Raw genomic sequence first — 18,685 nt, forward strand, 5'->3', positions numbered from 1 at the left:
GGATTTATTATACTTCAATCCTAAAAATTGTAAGTTTGCGCTCATGGAACAAAAATTATTTGTTTACAACACTTTAACACGTAAAAAAGAAGAATTTATACCGCTTGATGCACCCCATGTTGGGATGTACGTTTGCGGCCCCACCGTATATAGCGATGTTCATTTGGGCAACTGCCGCACTTTTATAAGTTTCGATCTCATCTTTCGTTACCTGCTGCATTTGGGTTATAAGGTACGCTACGTGCGTAATATTACCGATGCCGGCCACTTAGAGGGCGATGCCGATGAGGGAGAGGATAAAGTATCAAAAAAAGCAAGGCTATCGCAACTGGAGCCGATGGAAATTGTACAGAAATATACCGTTGATTTCCACGAGGTGATGAAAACCTTTAACGCCTTGCCGCCAAGCATCGAGCCAACAGCTACCGGGCATATTATTGAGCAGATAGAATTGGTGAAGGCCATTTTAGAAAAAGGCTATGCCTACGAAGTGGATGGCTCGGTATATTTTGACGTAGAAAAGTATAATGAAACCCAGGACTACGGCATACTGAACGGCCGTAAGTTGGAGGATATGCTGAACAATACTCGCGCTTTGGGCGGCCAGAACGAAAAGCACGGCAAGCTTGATTTTGCCCTTTGGATAAAGGCCAAACCCGAGCACCTGATGAAATGGCCGTCGCCATGGGGCGTTGGTTTCCCGGGCTGGCACCTCGAGTGCTCGGCCATGAGTAATAAGTACCTGGGGCATAAATTTGATATCCACGGAGGTGGGATGGACCTGATGGCTACGCACCACACCAACGAGATAGCGCAAAACGTAGCCAGCTGCGGTAACAGCCCGGCCAACTACTGGCTGCATACCAATATGCTTACGGTGAACGGGCAAAAAATGTCAAAATCGCTTGGCAATAGTTTTTTACCCGCGCAATTATTTGAAGGAAACCACGAGTTGCTAAAAAAAGGGTATAGCCCAATGGCGGTAAGGTTCTTTTTTATGCAGGCAAGCTACCGCAGCACGGTAGATTTTAGCAACGAAGCACTGGACGCGGCCGAGAAATTTTATAAAACTTTGGCCGAAGCTGCTAAAAAGTTAAATACACTGCAACAAAATACACTGGTTGCTGTTGAAGACGAGGCGGAAAGCGCCATCATAGCTGCCTGCGAAGATTGCTATAACGGTATGAACGACAATTTTAATTCGCCCAAAACGTTAGAAGCACTGAATAATTTATCCAAATGGATAAATTCGTTTGCAAATGCTACGCGTAACTCGGGCGTTGTATCTGCAGAGACCTTTGAGCTTATGAAGAAAACGTATAACGATTTCTTTTACGATGTTTTAGGTTTAAAGCAGGATGACAACGAGAGTGGCGATACAGCCGGGCTGCTGGGTTTAATTGTAAACCTGCGCAACCAGGCAAAGGCCAATAAAGATTACGCAACATCTGATAAAATTAGGGAGGGCCTAAAACAAATTGGCTTTCAACTAAATGATAATAAACAAGGTACAACCGATTGGATAAAAATTTAACCAATTTTAAAACCGGTTTTGTATAAATGTACGCCGGGCATGCGTACATTTATACAGCTTAAATTAATTAAAAATTGCCCGCAAAATATATCCTATGAAGAAAATATTATTAGCTGCTTTTTTATTGGCCGGTGTTAGCGCCAACGTATCTGCGCAAAAAACACCTGTTGAGGTTAGTAAAGTAGTAAATGCCGAAATTGACTTTAATAAGCTGGTTGAACGCAAAGGGATAAAGGCAGGTTTTTTGGCGGTTGCCGACCCCGAAGGGATAGTTTTTAAACCAAACGTTGTTAAAATATCTGAGTTTTACGGCACTATTGATAAAATGCCGGGCAAACTTACCTGGCAGCCAAAAGTAGCCCGGATATCTGCCAATGGCGACCTTGCCTTTACCGCCGGCCCTTACGTTTACCAAAACGGTAAAACCGATGACGATAAAGTTTACGGCCAGTACGTATCGGTTTGGAAACGTGACGCCGCCGATAATAAATTGAAGCTGCTGATAGACCTGGGAATACAACACCCCGAGCCTGAGGCTGAAGCAGGTACCGACTTTAGGGAGCCCGATACTGCTAAACAAGTAGCGCCAAGTAAAGACCCCTTTAAAGGTAAAGACCTCATTACCGGCACTGATAAAACGCTCAACCATTCGTTGGATTTGTCGGTGTTGGCTGCTTATAAAGAGTTTTTAAGTCCGGAAGGTATGTATTATTTCCCGGGGTTTGAGCCAATTGTAGGCAGGGATAAAATATCCAAATTTATAGCTAACGAAGGCATCAGCATATCTGCCCAAACGGTGAATGCCGGCCGCTCTACCAGTAACGATCTGGCCTATAGCTATGGTACAGCCCGCATCCGTAAAGGTAATATTGTAAACAACTACAACTACGTGCGTATTTGGGAGATAGATGCTACTCACAAATGGAACGTACTGCTGGAAATATTTTCTACAGTAGAGTAATAACGTTATAAAATCAGCCACGTTACCCCAGCGGGGTATCCTGTTTATAGACAAACAAAATTAATAGCTAAAGCTCCGTAGGTGCTCCCTCGCCAATATAAGGCAACAGGAAGCACCTACGGAGCTTTATGTTTTTATAAATATAGGCTATAAACAGGATGCTCCTACCGGAGCGTTAGGCGTAAAGCTTTTTAGAATAATTGCTCGATGATATCGCTGGCGGATAAACCTTCTGCTTCTGCGTGGTAGCTGCGAACGATGCGGTGGCTTAGTATAGGCTTAGCAACCGCTTTTACGTCCTCAATATCCGGCGAATACTTTCCGTTGAGCACAGCGTGGCATTTGGCGCCTAATATCAAAAATTGTGATGCCCGCGGGCCTGCGCCCCAGTTTAACAGGCGTTTCACCTGCGGGGTAGCAAACTCGCTATCGGGGCGGGTTTTTGATACCAGTTTTACAGCGTATTCCAGCACGTTATCGGTAACCGGTATATTGCGCACCAACTGCTGAAAGTAAATGATCTGCTCGGCATTCAATTGCTTGTTTACCGTTACCTGGTGGGTGCTGGTGGTATTCTTTACTACCTGTAGCTCTTCCTTAAACGAAGGGTAGTTTAAGGCTACGTTGAACATAAACCTGTCCAGCTGGGCCTCAGGCAGGGGGTAAGTACCTTCCTGTTCAATAGGGTTTTGGGTAGCTAATACGAAGAACGGTTTGGCTAATTTATGGGTAACACCCGCTGCGGTTACTGCTTTTTCCTGCATAGCTTCTAACAGCGCTGCCTGCGTTTTTGGGGGGGTACGGTTTATCTCATCGGCCAGGATAATGTTGGAGAACACGGGGCCGGGAATGAATTTAAAGTTTCGGTCCTCACCCAGTATTTCCGAACCGATGATGTCTGATGGCATCAGGTCGGGAGTGAACTGGATACGCTTGAAATCAAGGTCAAGCACCTGTGCTACGGTTTGCACCAGCAGGGTTTTGGCCAGGCCCGGCACACCAACCAGCAGGCAATGGCCATTGCTAAAAATAGAGATCAGGACGAATTTAATAACCTCGTCCTGCCCTATAATAACTTTTCCAATTTCTGCACGAATTTGCTGGTAAGCATGCTTCAATGCATCGGCGGCCTCTACATCAGAGCGGTGTTGCATATTTATATTAAGGTTTTACCTGTGCAGTGGTAACCGGGGCTATCCATTTTTGTAAGATAGGGTACGCCTGGTATTCCGGATCTATCTTAATGAATGTTTCTTTACGGCGTTTTTCAAACCATTGGCTTACGGTGCGGTTAAGCTTATCGTCCATGGCCATTTCTTTCAGTTTAGCAAAATCCTGTTCAAGGTTTGCCTTATGCGCATCGGTAACCGATTTAAGGTAAAGTATTTTATAGCTTTTTTTACCGGTTTGTGCATCAGTAAATAACGTAGGTTTTGATATGCTGCCTACCTTCATAGTGTCAATAACCAGGGCCACCTGCGGGTCAAGCTTATCGGTTGGGATGTAAGTAGAGCGGGTTTGCACGTTATCAGCATTCAGCATCATACCGCCGTTGTATTTGGTTTCTTTATTATCAGAGAATAACGACGCGGCGCTCGAAAAATCGATCAGCTTGTTAGCCTTCATAACTGTGTATAAACTATCCGCGCTTACTTTTGCCCTATCCAAACTTGCAGGGGTAGTAGCCGGAACTATCAGCAGGTGGCGGGTGTGCACCTGCTCACCGCGGCGCTCTATCACCTGTAAAAAGTGAAAACCGAAGTCGCTTTCAAATACCGGTGATAATTCACCAGCCTTTAGTTTAAAGGCAACAGCCGAATATTCTTTTACGTAGCCATTACGGTCGTTAAAACCCAGGTCGCCACCATCAGGTGCAGAGCCGGGGTCCTGTGAGTATAACCTGGCCAGGGCACCAAAATCTTCGCCTTTTTTTACCCTTTGGCGCAGTTCTTCGGCTTTATCTTTATAAAATTGTTTCTCTTCCTTGCTCATTTTAGGATCAAATACAATTTCGCCCACTTCCACCTCTTTATTAAACGTTGGAAGGCTATCCTTTGGCATTAAATCAAAAAAGCGCTTAACGTCCTGCGGGCTGGTATTCACCTTTTCGGTGATCTTTTGCCTCATTCTTTGGGCTATCATAGATTCTTTGATATCCGGGCGGATCTCATCTTTATACTGAATAACCGAACGGCCAAGGAATTGCTCCAGCTTTTCCTGCCCGCCCGCGCGTTGTATAAAGCTACGCATACGGCGTTCTACGTCGGCATCAACATCTTCGTCCTTTACCTGCACGCTATCAATAACGGCCTGCTGGGCAAGTAATTTTTGGGTTAGCTGGTTTTGCAGCAATACCGCCTTAAAATCGGCGTTTGGCTGCTGGCCGCTTACCAGGTACTGCGCGTATTGCAATTCGATATCTGATTGTAAAATGATGCTGGAACCAACAATACCGGCAATTTTATCTATCGTACGCACCGGGCCTGTAAAAGTTTTAGTGGTGGTATCGGCCTTAACTTGTTTTGTAGTATCTATTTGTGCCTGGGCTACGGTAGCAACTAAAAAAATATTTACAATGAATATCCCTATTTTTCTCATGAATTTCGTTAAACTAATATGGCGGGTGCTTATACCGCTAAAATGCAAATTTCGGTAAAATTTATTAATAATAATATATAATTAAGCCGTTGTGCGAATATGCCTATAATGCTTCAACTGCTTTAGGTACTTTTGGTTAAAATATGTTAAATAATATGAAGGTTGATAACCCCAGTGCTTTCCGTTTTATTATGCCGGATGAGCTTTACCTGCTGCCGGAAGATAAGGTTGCCAAACCAAGCCCCATAGCTGTTGAGCCGGTTGCCACAGCCGCTGAGCCCGTTATTGCCCCGCAAGCCGCCGCTGTTACCGAAGCTCCCCAGGCTATAAAAACGACTGAGCCTGAATTTAATTATCTGGGTAAGAACAATAAGCGCTTTTTAATACTGGTAAATTACCAAAACGAGGAGTTTATAGCCGCGCCGCACCTTGCCGCCTTAGAGAATATTTTGAAGCGGAAGGAACTTGCTTTAGATGATGTAGCTATAATGAACGTAAATAAATATCAGCCTATTACCATTGCAAAAATAGCCGAACTGCTTAAGCCTGAGAAAATGGTGATTATGGGTAAGGACGCGTTGCCGCAGGGGATTGGAAATTTAGTATTGAACACCCCGGTACAGGGGAGAAAAACCAGTGTGTTGTATAGCTTTAGTTTTGATGAAATGATGAGCAGTAACGAAAATAAAAAGGCTTTTTGGGACCAGATGAAAACAATTTAATATGCAGCAATTAGTTTTTGCAACCAATAACCGCCATAAGCTGATGGAGGTATCTGCCAAAATAAAAGGGCAGATTACTTTGCTCACTCTTGATGATATTGGCTGCACCGATGAGATAGAAGAAACAGGGCTAACCTTTAAAGCGAATGCATCCATCAAAAGCCATTATATATGGGATAAATACCAGCTCAATTGCTTTGGTGATGATAGCGGACTGGAGATAGATGCCCTTAACGGCGAGCCGGGGATCTACTCGGCGCGGTACGCCGGCGAATACGGAAACCACAAGGCCAATAATGATAAAGTGCTTGGTAACCTAAACGGCGTAAGCAACCGCAAGGCACAGTTTCGCACCGTGATCTCATTAATTTGGAATGGGGAAGCGATTTTTTTTGAAGGCATAGTCGCCGGTACCATTCGCCATGAAATAAGCGGAACCGACGGTTTTGGTTACGATCCCATCTTTCAGCCAGATGGTTATGATATCACCTTCGCGGAAATGAACCTGGAGCAGAAGAACAGTATCAGCCACCGCGCCATCGCGGTAGAAAAGCTCATCGCATTCTTAAACGCCCGGGCGGTTTAATTACGGTTTCTTAACCGCGGCAGAATCTGTTTTAGGTTTGGCCGCTGGTTTAGTTACCGATGTGTCGCGTTTTTGTTTAACCGCCGGTGCCGGCTTAAGTATCGTGCTATCTGCCTTGCCTTTTATAACCGGTTTTATATTCAGCGAATCCTTTCCTGCTTTAATTAGGCCACCGGCCGGTAATTTGGTAGCAGTGCTATCGGTAGGCGCGGGTTTGCCGTTTATTAATTTGGGAGCCGGCGTTTTAGCGCCTTTTTTACCGGGCACGGTCCCAGGCTGCGCTGCCGCGAGTTTTCTGCTGTAGGAAGGAATGATGGATTCCTTAGAAACAGGCCGCTCTTTAGGTTTCCAAATAAAGCCCTTCAATATTTTTTCCTCGTCCGTAAATTTTGCCAATGGTCCGTAGCGATGCTCGGGCTTGGTAATAGATACAACATTAGTAGCGCTGTTGTCTTTAAACTCCACCCGCATCCGCGTGCTTAATGAGCGCGCCATCTCCGTTACCTTTTTGGTGCTGTCGCGAGAGAAGTAAATGCTTTCGGCATTGCCCGATATAAACATCTTATCCAGCTTATCATTTTTAAAGAAGCCGCGCATCCGTTTGCCCGCCATCTGGTTAAAAGTAAGGGAGTCGTCTTTCTCAATATTCACAACAAAGGCCGATGGAAACAGCATCAGGTTGTCCATCTTTTTATTGCGCATTTGCATAGTGATGGTATCGCCTGATAACTGCGAGCCCTGCGTCCATATCAAAGGGTTTACAAAGCAGCGCAGGGTAGAATCGCCGTAGCTGTAAAACATCGAATCGGCTTTTGCCTGCAGGTCTGATTTAAAAAGCTTGGCGTGATGATAAGCTCTTATGATCCTGATCCTGGCTGTATCGCTCACCGGCTTGGTTTTTACAATAAAGGCAGGGTCGTTATCGTCCGGATCGGCAATGGGCTCTTTTTGTTGCGGCTTTTTTGCCGGAATGGGTATGCCGTCCTTATCCAGTTTTTCGGGAACAATTACTACAGGCGGCGCGTTTTTCTCTTTAATGGGCCTGCCTTTTTTATCCAGCTTCGGTGGAATAACGGCAACGGGTTCCGGTTTGGGCAGCCCAAACTGCAGGGGGTGCAATATCAAACTATCCTTAGGTATCCAAAGTGATACCGCGCTAAGGAATTTAGACAGGGGTTTTGAAGAAGAAGTTGCCAGGCCGGTACCCTTAACCTTTAATGAGGTATCCCTTATACTGGCGAGGCGCTGTTTTTCAAGGAAAACCTTCAAATCCTTATTAATGAACATTTGGGTATCCAGCGTATCCGCAGAAATAAAAATGGAATCGCGTTTTATCTTCTCCGGCTTTTTAGCTTTTGCAAGCGAATCCGTTTTACCGGACATATCGTGTTTGGCAGTATCAGCTAATCTTGCTAAAGAATCGGTAGCGGCCCGCAGTTTATTTTTTGCACTCGTTGCATTACCCACCGGCGGGGCTTTAACAGGTGAATTTGCCGGTGGTGTTTTTATAGGGGTGCCCAGTGGCGGCGCTTTTACGGGCGAACTTAAAGGTGGTGCTTTTACGGGCGACGCCTTTGCCGGCGTACCCAACGCTGGCGCTTTTATTGGCGATGCTGTTTTTTTTACCTTGCCATTTTTATCTACAGGGATGGTTTTTAAAGCGACGGTATCACTTCTTGTGGTGTCTTTTTCTTCGGTGACGATGATTACGTAAGGGTCCCTGGTTACTACGGTGCGTTCCTCGCTTTTGTAATAATTGGCAAGGCCGCCCAGCATGGTGGTTTTCTGCTCGCTATCCGTAAATACAACATTCTTTACCGCGCGGCCAAAACCTATCTTTTTATCGTAAAATAAGCTGTCGCCTTTTAACCGTTTGGTGCCCGATTTGTATAAATTCTTCTTACCGAAGAAAGCCTGCTCGGTCACCGTATTGTACAAGCCGTTTTCGGTATACAGCGTGTCTTTCTTATCCTTGGTATCGTAAATATTGGTTGGCCCGTAAAAATAGGAGATGCGCGTGCCGGTATTGTAACGCAGGGTATCGGTTTTTATCAGGGCATCGGGCGTTACCAATACCACATCGTATTTAAAGAAAGCATCTCTGGAGCCGGCAAAATAGTAACCGTTTTTGCTGGTTAGGGTGTTGTCTTTATTCACCAGCTTGCCCCCACTGGTATATGTTCCGTAGCGTGTAGCGGTATTGTAGGTGAGGTAATTGGTGGTGAGGGTAGCGTCTTTATCAACCATCTTTACATTATCGGTAAGGATGGCAATTTTGGTATTGCCGTTGTAATTCAGTTTATCCGAGAAAATATTTAAGGTATCACCCTGGGTAATATTTACGTTCCCGAAAGCATCAAAGGCGTTGTCCTGCGCGTAAAAGTACGCACTGTCCGACCGCATGATAGAGTAATCTTGCTTAAACGTGCCTTTGTAAACCTTAATTACATCCTTGCCGTTTATCTTAACGCCCTCGCTGCTTTTAGAGCTGATGAGGTTCACTACAGATTTTTTCTGTGCCAATACCGTAACAGATGTTAGTATTAAAAAAAGGCTGAAAGCGTATTTTATCACAATGGCAAAATTAGTTTTTTGCTGGGGTTATTAAATTAATAATTTTGACTTATGCTTCCTGTTAAACGCTTTGTAGATTTTGTTGCGCAAAATACATTATTCCAGCCCGGTACAAAAGTACTGGTGGCGGTTAGCGGGGGCATGGATTCGGTACTAATGGCTCATTTATTTAAGTCTGCAGGTTATAATTTTGGCATAGCACATTGCAATTTTATGCTGCGCGGCGATGAAGCCAATGCCGACCAGGAATTTACCCGCGGGCTGGCTGCGCAACTTGGCGTAAGCTTTCATACTACCAGCTTCGATACCAAAACCTATGCGGCGGATAACAAAATATCCATCCAAATGGCGGCGAGGCATCTGAGGTACGATTGGTTTAACCAGCTTTGCCAAACAACAGGTTACGAAGCTATTGCGCTTGCACACCATCAGAACGACACGATCGAAACAATATTGTTAAACCTTACGCGGGGTACGGGCATAGCCGGGCTGCATGGTATTTTACCTAAAAATGGCAACCTGGTACGGCCACTGCTTTTTTTAACGCGCGATGAGATCCAGGAAGTTATTACTGCCGAAGGACTCGCCTTTGTGGAGGATAGTTCCAACGCATCTACCAAATATGCCCGCAATAAAATAAGGCACCAGGTAGTACCATTGCTTAAAGAACTGAACCCTTCGCTGGAGGGTACTTTTGAAAACAACCTGCGCAACTTTCGCGAACTGGAGCAATTGCTGGAGGAGAAAGTAGAGAGCCTACGAAACGAAATTTTGGTGCAGCAAGGAGATGAGATACACTTTGCGATAGATGCCATTAAAAAATTATCGCCGCAACGCCTGTTGCTTTTTAAACTTTTGCAGCCTTTCGGATTCATAGATAACGTGGTAGACGATCTGCTGACGGCCCTGGATAAACACGCCGGGCGGGTATTTGAAAGCGGCACACACATTTTGGTGGTGGATAGGGGGATGCTGATTATCTCTTTAAAAAAAAGCAGCGCGGCTGAACAGGTTTTGATAAACGAAGGCGCTCATTTTATAAACTATCAACATTATAAACTGACGGTTTTGCACGACGACAGCCCGCTGATCGTTAAGGATAACCCCCTGGCGGTATCCATTGATGCGGAAAAACTGGGTTATCCCTTAACTTTGCGCGGCTGGCAGCAAGGCGATTTTTTTTATCCCCTGGGGATGAAAACCCGGCAGAAGCTGAGCGATTTTTTCATTCACCAGAAAGTGCCGCTTCATCAAAAAGGCGCGATACCTGTGCTGGTAAACGCCAACGGCGATATTGTTTGGCTTGGCGGTTACCGGCCCGACGAAAGGTATAAAGTGGATAAAAACACTAAAAAAGTTACTATATTCGAATTGATTAAATTATGACCGATAAAGCCGATTTTACCGAAAAACAATACTTGGGCCGCGAGTGGATGCCTATCACTATTCGCCTTGTTTTGGCAATGTTTTGCTTTGCCGCCTACTTTTTTACCGATGAGCGCGAACGCAATGGCGACCTGCTTGCTGTAGTAGGCTTTGCTATTATTACTATATCTATCATATTGGGTTTTGTGGTTCATTTTAACACCACCGTTGCCAACAAAAGCATTACGCTTGACGGGTTGTGGACAACGCGTAAGGTAAAAATAGACCTTAACAGCATTGTTAAAGTAGAAAAAGGAACTTACAGCCGCTACCTGTTCAACAACCCGGTTTACAACCTGCATACCAAAGGCACCATCCGTTTCTACACCGCCGGCAATGATGCCATCCACCTTACCGATAGGGACGGGTTGCTGTACATCATCGGCTCGCAGCACGTAAATGAGTTTTTAAGGGCGATAAAAGAAGAGATGAAAGCGAAGGGGTAGGGGTTTTTAACCACAAAGATCACAAAGCTCTTTGTGTTTTAGCTTTGCGTACTTTGTGGTTAAACCACGGGAAATAGCTTTTAGAATTTTTTACGGGCTTATTCAGTGTCGATTCGTTTAAAATAATGCTTGTTCGGGCTTGTTCGGGCTGTTCGCGCCCCATGTCGAACGCGAACAAGCGCGGTTAAACTAAACAACGCAATTTCTTAATGCGATTTAAAGCTCGCCAGATCGGTATGCAGATCGCGGAACGAGCTGCGGATGCCGAAGGTGAGCATACTGGTTTTATCGTTAAAGGCGGTGTTCTTTTCGGTGCGGTAAATGCCGCCAAGCTCTAACCTCAGGTTGTATTTTGGATTAAGCAGAAATGCTACCTTGCCTTGCAGGTAAACCATGTTAGTGGTTAAGCCCTGGCCTATATAGTTGCCATCAACCTTGGCCGGGTTCTGGTAGTTTAAGAAAGGGTTTTTACCGTAGTTGAGATTGTTGATATCCAGGCCATAATGCCCCAGATCGGCCTCGCCCGAAAAATCAAAACGTTTGTACGAATAGTTCAGCAACGCCACATACTCGCGGAAGTTGGCACCAAAGGGGTGTGCAAGCGGCTCGCTGTTGGCCGTATAGTTAATTACCGATGCACGCTCGGAATAAGTGTAAGGCCTTGCTGTGCTGGTTTCGGCCAGGTAGTTCAGGCCTTTTACACCAAACAAATCTGCGCCCCTGATACCCAGCTGCCAGCCGAATTTATTACGGTAATTGCCCGGGTTATGAAAAAAGTTTTTCGATTCAAACTCATCCAGTGCAAACTGGCCGTAAAGGGTAAGTCCGTTGGTTACCTTTAACTTGCTGGTAAGGCCAATCAAGGCATTATCAGGTGAGCCGTTAGCTGCCTCTACGGGCCTTAAAAATATAAGGGGATTGATGTAGCTAAAATCGAAGCCTCGGGAGTGACCGGAATCATCGGTGTTGGACCAAATGACCGAATCGAAGAAACCAAAGGATAGGCGGTTGCTTACATTCCAGTCGAGGTAATGGAATACGCCGAATTTTTTGCGGTCGATAAACTGGTCGCTTGTGGAAGCCGGATCCTGGAACAAGGCCCACATGGCCATATATTTTACGTTGCCCACATCGGCAGTTACCCTAAAAAATGGGGCCGGCGATGTATTATCAGACAACAATACCGAGCGGTAACCATCGCCAATGAACGTTTTATCGCGCCCTGCGCTGATGTTGATGAATTTGAATGGCGTGTAAGATACCGTGGCGGTAATGTACGACCAGTTGTAGGCATCGGCGTCGTTTGTTAACCGGCGCGCGTATGCCTGCCCGGGGACAATACCCACCTGGTTAATGTAAGTGGACAGGTAATCCGGAAACTTTGCGTTGCTTAAATAACCGGCAACGTTGTAGCTGAAGTTTTTTCCGGCCGAACCGCCAATTTGTAAGCCAAGCGAATTGTAATGGGTTGTTTTTTTGCCGCTAAAATCGCGGCCGATGTTGAAATCGGGAAGCAGATCGGCGTAAAAGGTAGAGGCGTTACTTTTGTAGTCAATTAAATGTTCGTTGAAGATTTTGGCATAAGCGCCATTTTTTACAACACCATAATTTAATAACGAATCTACACGTGCCCTTAACAGGGAATCATCAACCATGTATGGTTTTAACGAGGAATGCACCCGCGTTTTGGTGGAATATACATCGACATTCAGCTTTTGGTAAAACTGGTAATTGTAGGGTTGATATACAGATTGCGCTTTTGCAACCCCCATAGTAACCAGTAATATAAAACTGCTGATAAAAACTTTCTTCATATATGCCGGGGTATCAATTCGTGCTATTCAAAATAATTCAATGTTTTATAACCACCTTTTTTTAAATGCTCATCCTGTTTGGCCAGGTTCAGGTCGGCTTGTACCATATCTGTAACCAGTGCCTGCAAGTCGTATTTCGGCTCCCAACCCAGTTGTTCTTTGGCCTTGGTGGGGTCGCCTATTAAAAGCTCAACCTCCGTAGGCCTGAAATATTTGGGATCTACCTTTACAACGGTTTGGCCAAAATGGAGGGCCGATAAATTAAGCCCCAATTCGTTCACTCTCGCCTGGTCGATATCTATAATAACGCCCTTTTCGTATTCGTTTTTTCCGCTAAATTCAATTTCGATACCCAGCTCCAGGAACGACATTTTGATGAATTCCCTTACCGTGGTGGTTACGCCGGTAGCAATTACAAAATCCTCGGCCTTTTCCTGCTGAAGCATTAGCCACATGGCAACTATATAATCTTTGGCGTGGCCCCAATCGCGCTGTGCCGAAAGGTTGCCAACATACAGGCAGGTTTGCAAGCCTAATGATATTTTTGCAACAGCGCGTGTAATTTTACGGGTAACAAAGGTTTCGCCACGGATAGGGCTTTCGTGGTTAAACAAGATGCCGTTGCATGCGTACATGCCATAAGCTTCGCGGTAGTTAACAATTATCCAGTAGCCGTATAATTTGGCAACTGCATAAGGCGAACGCGGGTAAAATGGCGTGCTTTCGCTTTGTGGAACGGCCTGCACCAAGCCATACAGCTCGGATGTGGATGCCTGGTAAATACGTGTTTTTTTAGTAAGACCTAATAACCTTATCGCTTCCAGGATCCGTAGAACTCCCACGCCATCGGCGTTTGCGGTGTATTCCGGGGTATCAAAGCTAACCTTAACATGGCTTTGTGCGCCCAGGTTGTAAATTTCGTCGGGTTGGGTTTCTTGTATTAATCTGATGAGGTTGGTAGAATCTGTCAGGTCGCCGTAATGGAGGTGCAGTTTAACGCCCTTTTCATGCGGGTCGTGGTATAAATGGTCGATCCTATCTGTATTGAAAGAGGAGGACCTGCGTTTAACGCCATGCACTTCGTATCCCTTTTTTAGCAAAAATTCAGCTAAATAGGCACCATCCTGCCCTGTTATACCTGTAATTAAAGCTTTTTTCATTAACGAATATTAGGCTAAGCAATTATCTAATTGCAATATTACCAAAATAATCGAAAATGCCGGTATAAGCTTATATACAAACCTGCTAATATTTTAAATTCCGGCAACGGTATCTTCCAGTTCGCGGTACCAGTCTTCGCCATATTTACGGATCAGCGGGCCCTTTAAAAACTCATGTACCGATACCTTCAACTCGTTACCAAAGCTGCATGCAGGGCTGCAAATGCTCCAGCGGTCGTAATTTAAAACGTCAAACTCGGGGTATGAAGTAATACGGATAGGGTATAAATGGCAGGAGATTGGTTTTTGCCAGGTTATTGCGCCATGCTCATACGCTTTTTCTATCGCGCATTTTGTAATGCCGTTGTCCCAGGTTACGTACGCGCACTCTTTATTGGTATCAACGCAGGGCGTGGTGTAATCGCCTTCAAAATCGGTTACGTAGGTGCCAACCTCTTCTACGGTAGCAATGCCTTTGGCCGTCATAAAAGGCTTTACTTTTGGATAGATCTCGTCAAGCACATCCAGTTCATCGTAATTCAATGGCGCACCCGAATCGCCTTCTAAGCAACAAGCACCTTTGCACTTGTTAAGGTTACATACAAAATTTTCTTTCACTACATCCTCGTGCAGTAAAACACTCCCTACTTCTATCATCATTATTTTTTTACCGGGTTTAAATCATATTTAAGCCCGCTTGCCTGGGTAAGGTCCATCACCAAACTACCCACTACCAATTCCACATGCGCTTTTACGGGGATGCGGTTTTTATCATCGGTGATCCACAAATATAGCTTACTATTTTTACGGAAAATACGCCCGGGGATAATAGTTGGATTAAATTTTAAGCAATTGAAGGTGCCCAGCCCGCATTTAACCTGTTCTTTGCCCAAATAGGTAATTGTAAGCGTGTGTACGCCATCTTCAAGGAAATACCTCAGATCCAGCTTATCGTTGATCTTAAGCCCGGATATATCCACGTTACGGGCAAAGTAATAAGCCGATAAAAAATCGAATACGTTCCCCGTAAACGGATAAGTGCCGCTATTGGCCGTAATGATATTCTTATCCCTGTCAAATATCACCTTATCGTTGTGCTTATAGCCGCCCTCTTTCCGCTCTTCCGAATAATAATAAGGCAACAGGGTATTGGGGTTGATAAAGGTTTGATACTGGTTACGCACCTTAAACAGCAGGTTGAACGTACCCGCGGTATTTGCCACAGCATGGATGCGCAAAGCAGGTTTGCCGTCAAATTTTTGCGTGCTGTTCTCGGTTTTGATAATGGCCTCGGCCGCGGTGAAAATGCCGTATTTTAATTTATAAGTGATCTGCTCGCCAGCCTGGAAAACCACCTCATCGGTTTTAGAGGCTTCCTGGCCGTAAGCCTTTGCCAGGCAGATTATTAATAAGAGAGCGAAATAATATTTCTTCATTTATTTGGTATCGAACCTCATAGACCATATTAAGGCCGAACGGTTTAATCGCGGCGCTTATATATGGGTACTGTTGAACAAGGTTCGCCAAACATCAGGCTCTTTGCAACAGGTGTAAGTTTTTTTGTGAGTTCTACATAAGCCGATACCGGCACCGGCGTATCGCCGCAGCCCTTTATTACCAGGCGCTGGTCGCGGTATTGTTCCACATCCATTGTGGCTATCTGCTTTACAAACAAAACGGTCTCTAAAACTTCGGCATCGCCAAAAACAACTTCCCTGGCATAAGGAGCAAGGCGGTTAGCCAGCAGCATATAAGCCCAGGCCGGCACAATGGCATCTGCGCTGCAGGTTACGGCAACCAGTTTATCCTGGTACTGCGCCCAATCGTGCCCTTTTACAAACTCGCGGAAATCCTTTTCGCGCAGCATCAAGCCGTGAAATAAATTATCCTTTATATCATAAACAACGCGTTCTCCGGCTGGGTAAAACTGGGCGGGGTCCAGCGTAACCAGCCCGCTTTGCGCAACTTTATTGATTATATTTTCCTGTATTTCCATTTTAGGGCCAAATCTTTATAAAACAAAAAACCGGCAACAGTTATAACGCTGTTACCGGTTGCAAAATTACTTTAAATTTAGCTTATAAGAACTTAGCACGGTTATCTTTTACATTCGCCTTATCTTTCAGGGCTTCAAGCACCTGTCCGTCGGCACGCTGTGCAAGCACCTGGCCTAATGTTTGTTTCTCTCTTATCGCATTTGTTAATGCAGCCGGGTTAATAAAGCTATCAAGCGTATAAACATAAACACCTTGCGTACCTGCAACTGGTTTTGATAATTTGCTTGGCTGTGCACCAAAAATACCACCAATAACTTTATACTCCGGGCCCGAACCTGGTATTACTGGATTGGCCAATACAATGTTTTGTACCGGTACCACTTTGCTACCCGCTTTTTGAGCTACCTGATCGATAGATGACGCGCCATTTAAAGCCGACTGCAGTTTTTCAGATAGTTGTTTGCCTTTTACAATTACTCTAACGGCAGGCTCTATCTGTTTTTTTACAGCATCAAGGCTTAAGTAACCTATAGGCTTAATTTGTGTAAGGCTGCCTATTACATATTGGTCGCCGATAGGATATACCTCTTCAGAGAAATCACCATTCTCTGCTTTAAACGCCCATTTGATCAGTGCGCGGGCATTTTCGAGGCCCGGCAATGTTGCTGCTGTGCCGTTTACATCATCTGCTTTTTTAACAGCAAGACCTGCTTTTTTGGCCTGGGCCTCAAAATTATCTTTTGTTAACGAGCTCAGGAACGCCTGTGCTTTGTTGTAAACGTCGTTTTGTGTTTTCTGGCTTGCTTCTAACGGTTTATCAACCAAAGCAACCTTAACTACTTTAGATGAACCTACCAGGTTTTGTATCTCAACTAAGTGAACACCAAATTGTGTAGTGAAAATTTTAATATCGCCTTTTTTAGCATCAAAAACTACATCGTCAAAAGCAGGGATCATCAAGCCACGGCCAAATGTACCCAGGTCGCCACCTTTTTGGTTAGCGTTTTTGTCTATAGAGAAGCTGTTGGCCAAATCGGCAAATGATTTACCGCCAATAAGCAATTTTTTAATTGAATCTGCTTTAGCAAGCGCTTTATCGACACCGCCTTCGATAGCCGGATTTAATAAGATATGGCGCGCTTTAACAGAATCCGGACTAACTTTAGCCGTGATCAGTTTTGCTATTTTGTAGCTGCTGCCAGATAAGTATGGGCCGTAAACAAAACCCGGTGCTGCGTTAAACATTACCGAATCTAACTTCGGCTCTAACTGGCCTTTTTTTAGATAGGTAATAGGTGCTTTTGTTTCTGAGTTGATCTGCACGAACAAAGAATCATTTGTAGATGCTTTAAAATCTGCAGCAAGCTTGTCAACCTGGTTTTTTATAGCCAGGCTATCTTCTTTAGAAGGCGCGGCATTAAAGCTTACGTAATCAAAGCTGCGCAGTTCCTGTTTGTTTTTAAACTCCGATTTATGCCCGTTGTAGTAGGCGCTGTAATCATCATCAGTTAAGGTAATTTTGCTATCTGGTATCGAAGCATAATCAAGCACGGTGTATTTAAAGTTAGCAAGCTTATTTTTTGCCAGGTAATCGTCCTGCGCGTCAAGCGTGTTTACGTATAAACCTGTGCTAACCAAAGCCATGTATTTTTGCCTTTTTTTATCCTTAATCAGTTCGGTAAGGAAGGTGCTCCATGATGATAACTGGGCAGTATCAGCCTTAGGGCTTTGCAGGTATTGCAAAAACTGGTTAAGTTTCGCTCTATCGAACTGGCCGGTTTGCGGATCGGTAAACTGGCGTGCAATCTGCGGATCGGGGTTAGCGCCGCTCACCATGTTTTGCGTTTCGGCATCGCCAACGGTGATACCTAACTTTTCAATTTCTTTACCAAGCAGCCTGTCGGTCAAAAACTGGTTCCAGGTAGTTTCCTGTAAATAGTTGGTGATCTGTGGCGAAATGCTTTGGCCGGATTGTTGTTTAAACTGAGCGGTGGAAAGATCTAACCTGTCGTTAAATTCTTTATAGCTAACGACAGAGCCATTAATTTCTCCAATTTCGCTGGCATTATCCTTAAAAATAGAACTGCCCGACTTAATAACTTCACCCGCAACAAATGCAAGAAGTGCCAATCCAATAACAATTGCGAGAATTTTTCCCATTCGCTCCCGCAAATAACTCATGATACCCATATAACTCTTATATATTTTATATTTCTCAAAAAGAGGCGCAAGATACAACTTTTACTAAAATTCTATAACACAAATTTTTGCGTAATGAATTTGAGTGTCTATTGCGAAAAACTGTCGCCATTAACGTGAATAATTGCTGTGGAATTTTGAAAGATGGGGTGCTGTAGTTTGTCGTCGCTGGTAAAGCTTGTGCCCCTCATCACATCGCCGCCAACTTTTGTCATCTCTACCGGCTTGTTGGAGTAGTAGATCTTTTTCTTCTGATCCCATATCAACTCGTCGGATTTGTATACGGTACCTTCTGAATTTGTAGCTACAACATTTTTATGAAATTCGATAAACTTGTTATCATCATGCATCGAGGCCGAGTCGGCAACAATGTTACCCTCCTCTTTAGCGTCCTTATCCAAAAAAATAATCTTTACGCCCTTGGGTAATATGCCGTAAGGTTTCTCTACTTTGTATTCGATATAAAGGGGAGAGGTTAAGCGGAATTTAACCAGCGCCGAATCGCTGAAGATCACATCCAGATCGGTAGTGCGCTGTATAGGCTTGGTAGCGTCGGCAGCGGCAATCTCCTTAATTTTATTGATATCGTTTTCGCAGGCGCTAAAAAGCATCACTACGCAAAGCGCAGATAGCCAAATCTTTCCCGATAGCAACCTGGTAAGCATAAAA

16 protein-coding genes are annotated in these 18,685 nt (G+C 44.6%); 6 read left to right on the forward strand and 10 right to left on the reverse strand.

Annotated elements, in window-relative coordinates:
- Positions 1-43 precede the first annotated feature (43 nt).
- Both cysS and IDJ77_RS17720 read left to right on the forward strand, forming a co-directional pair.
- Positions 44-1,534, forward strand: coding sequence for a cysteine--tRNA ligase (gene cysS, locus IDJ77_RS17715; protein WP_191190316.1), 1,491 nt, complete (start codon positions 44-46; stop codon positions 1,532-1,534).
- Between the two features lie 94 nt (positions 1,535-1,628).
- Positions 1,629-2,495 carry a hypothetical protein gene (locus IDJ77_RS17720; RefSeq protein ID WP_191190317.1) on the forward strand — a complete coding sequence of 289 codons (867 nt, stop codon included), beginning with the start codon at positions 1,629-1,631 and terminating at the stop codon, positions 2,493-2,495.
- A gap of 191 nt (positions 2,496-2,686) precedes the next feature.
- Here the strand turns inward: IDJ77_RS17720 and IDJ77_RS17725 are convergent, their stop codons facing one another.
- Both IDJ77_RS17725 and IDJ77_RS17730 read right to left on the reverse strand, forming a co-directional pair.
- Positions 2,687-3,649 (reverse strand): AAA family ATPase, encoded by a 963-nt coding sequence (locus IDJ77_RS17725; protein WP_191190318.1) that lies wholly within the window; start codon positions 3,647-3,649, stop codon positions 2,687-2,689.
- Positions 3,650-3,656: 7 nt separating this feature from the next.
- Positions 3,657-5,093, reverse strand: coding sequence for a peptidylprolyl isomerase (locus IDJ77_RS17730; RefSeq protein WP_191190319.1), 1,437 nt, complete (start codon positions 5,091-5,093; stop codon positions 3,657-3,659).
- A 155-nt stretch (positions 5,094-5,248) separates the two neighbouring features.
- Here IDJ77_RS17730 and IDJ77_RS17735 point away from each other — a divergent pair, with 155 nt between their 5' ends.
- Complete coding sequence (locus IDJ77_RS17735; protein WP_191190320.1) at positions 5,249-5,815, forward strand: hypothetical protein; 567 nt, start codon at positions 5,249-5,251, stop codon at positions 5,813-5,815.
- A 1-nt stretch (position 5,816) separates the two neighbouring features.
- Positions 5,817-6,401, forward strand: coding sequence for an RdgB/HAM1 family non-canonical purine NTP pyrophosphatase (gene rdgB, locus IDJ77_RS17740; protein ID WP_191190321.1), 585 nt, complete (start codon positions 5,817-5,819; stop codon positions 6,399-6,401).
- Here the strand turns inward: rdgB and IDJ77_RS17745 are convergent, their stop codons facing one another.
- Positions 6,402-8,975 (reverse strand): OstA-like protein, encoded by a 2,574-nt coding sequence (locus IDJ77_RS17745; RefSeq protein WP_191190322.1) that lies wholly within the window; start codon positions 8,973-8,975, stop codon positions 6,402-6,404. It abuts the gene before it with no gap.
- Positions 8,976-9,026: 51 nt separating this feature from the next.
- Between IDJ77_RS17745 and tilS the strand changes: the two genes are divergently transcribed.
- Both tilS and IDJ77_RS17755 read left to right on the forward strand, forming a co-directional pair.
- On the forward strand, positions 9,027-10,361 hold the full coding sequence (tilS, locus tag IDJ77_RS17750; RefSeq protein ID WP_191190323.1) for a tRNA lysidine(34) synthetase TilS: 1,335 nt from the start codon (positions 9,027-9,029) through the stop codon (positions 10,359-10,361).
- Complete coding sequence (locus IDJ77_RS17755; RefSeq protein ID WP_191190324.1) at positions 10,358-10,846, forward strand: hypothetical protein; 489 nt, start codon at positions 10,358-10,360, stop codon at positions 10,844-10,846. The genes tilS and IDJ77_RS17755 overlap by 4 nt, the downstream gene beginning before the upstream one ends.
- Positions 10,847-11,052: 206 nt before the next feature.
- Here the strand turns inward: IDJ77_RS17755 and IDJ77_RS17760 are convergent, their stop codons facing one another.
- The 7 genes from IDJ77_RS17760 to lptC all read right to left on the reverse strand — a co-directional run bounded on the left by IDJ77_RS17760 (position 11,053) and on the right by lptC (position 18,681).
- A complete protein-coding gene (locus IDJ77_RS17760; protein WP_191190325.1) occupies positions 11,053-12,660 on the reverse strand; it encodes a gliding motility protein RemB in 1,608 nt (535 codons plus the stop codon).
- Between the two features lie 23 nt (positions 12,661-12,683).
- Positions 12,684-13,820: a GDP-mannose 4,6-dehydratase gene (gmd, locus tag IDJ77_RS17765; RefSeq protein ID WP_191190326.1), complete on the reverse strand. Its 1,137-nt coding sequence runs from the start codon at positions 13,818-13,820 to the stop codon at positions 12,684-12,686.
- 93 nt (positions 13,821-13,913) lie between these two features.
- Entirely contained in the window at positions 13,914-14,477 is a 564-nt protein-coding gene (locus tag IDJ77_RS17770; RefSeq protein ID WP_191190460.1) for a DUF3109 family protein, read from the reverse strand.
- Between the two features lie 2 nt (positions 14,478-14,479).
- Positions 14,480-15,256, reverse strand: a complete 777-nt coding sequence (locus tag IDJ77_RS17775) for a DUF3108 domain-containing protein (protein ID WP_191190327.1) — start codon at positions 15,254-15,256, stop codon at positions 14,480-14,482.
- A gap of 44 nt (positions 15,257-15,300) precedes the next feature.
- Entirely contained in the window at positions 15,301-15,816 is a 516-nt protein-coding gene (locus IDJ77_RS17780; protein ID WP_191190328.1) for a DUF2480 family protein, read from the reverse strand.
- A gap of 82 nt (positions 15,817-15,898) precedes the next feature.
- Positions 15,899-18,007 (reverse strand): SurA N-terminal domain-containing protein, encoded by a 2,109-nt coding sequence (locus IDJ77_RS17785; protein ID WP_191190329.1) that lies wholly within the window; start codon positions 18,005-18,007, stop codon positions 15,899-15,901.
- A gap of 98 nt (positions 18,008-18,105) precedes the next feature.
- The gene (gene lptC / locus IDJ77_RS17790) at positions 18,106-18,681 is read right to left on the reverse strand and encodes an LPS export ABC transporter periplasmic protein LptC (protein WP_191190330.1); all 576 of its coding nucleotides are present in this window, start codon (positions 18,679-18,681) and stop codon (positions 18,106-18,108) included.
- Positions 18,682-18,685: the final 4 nt, after the last annotated feature.

Source organism: Mucilaginibacter pankratovii, assembly GCF_014773265.1.
GTDB lineage: Bacteria > Bacteroidota > Bacteroidia > Sphingobacteriales > Sphingobacteriaceae > Mucilaginibacter > Mucilaginibacter pankratovii.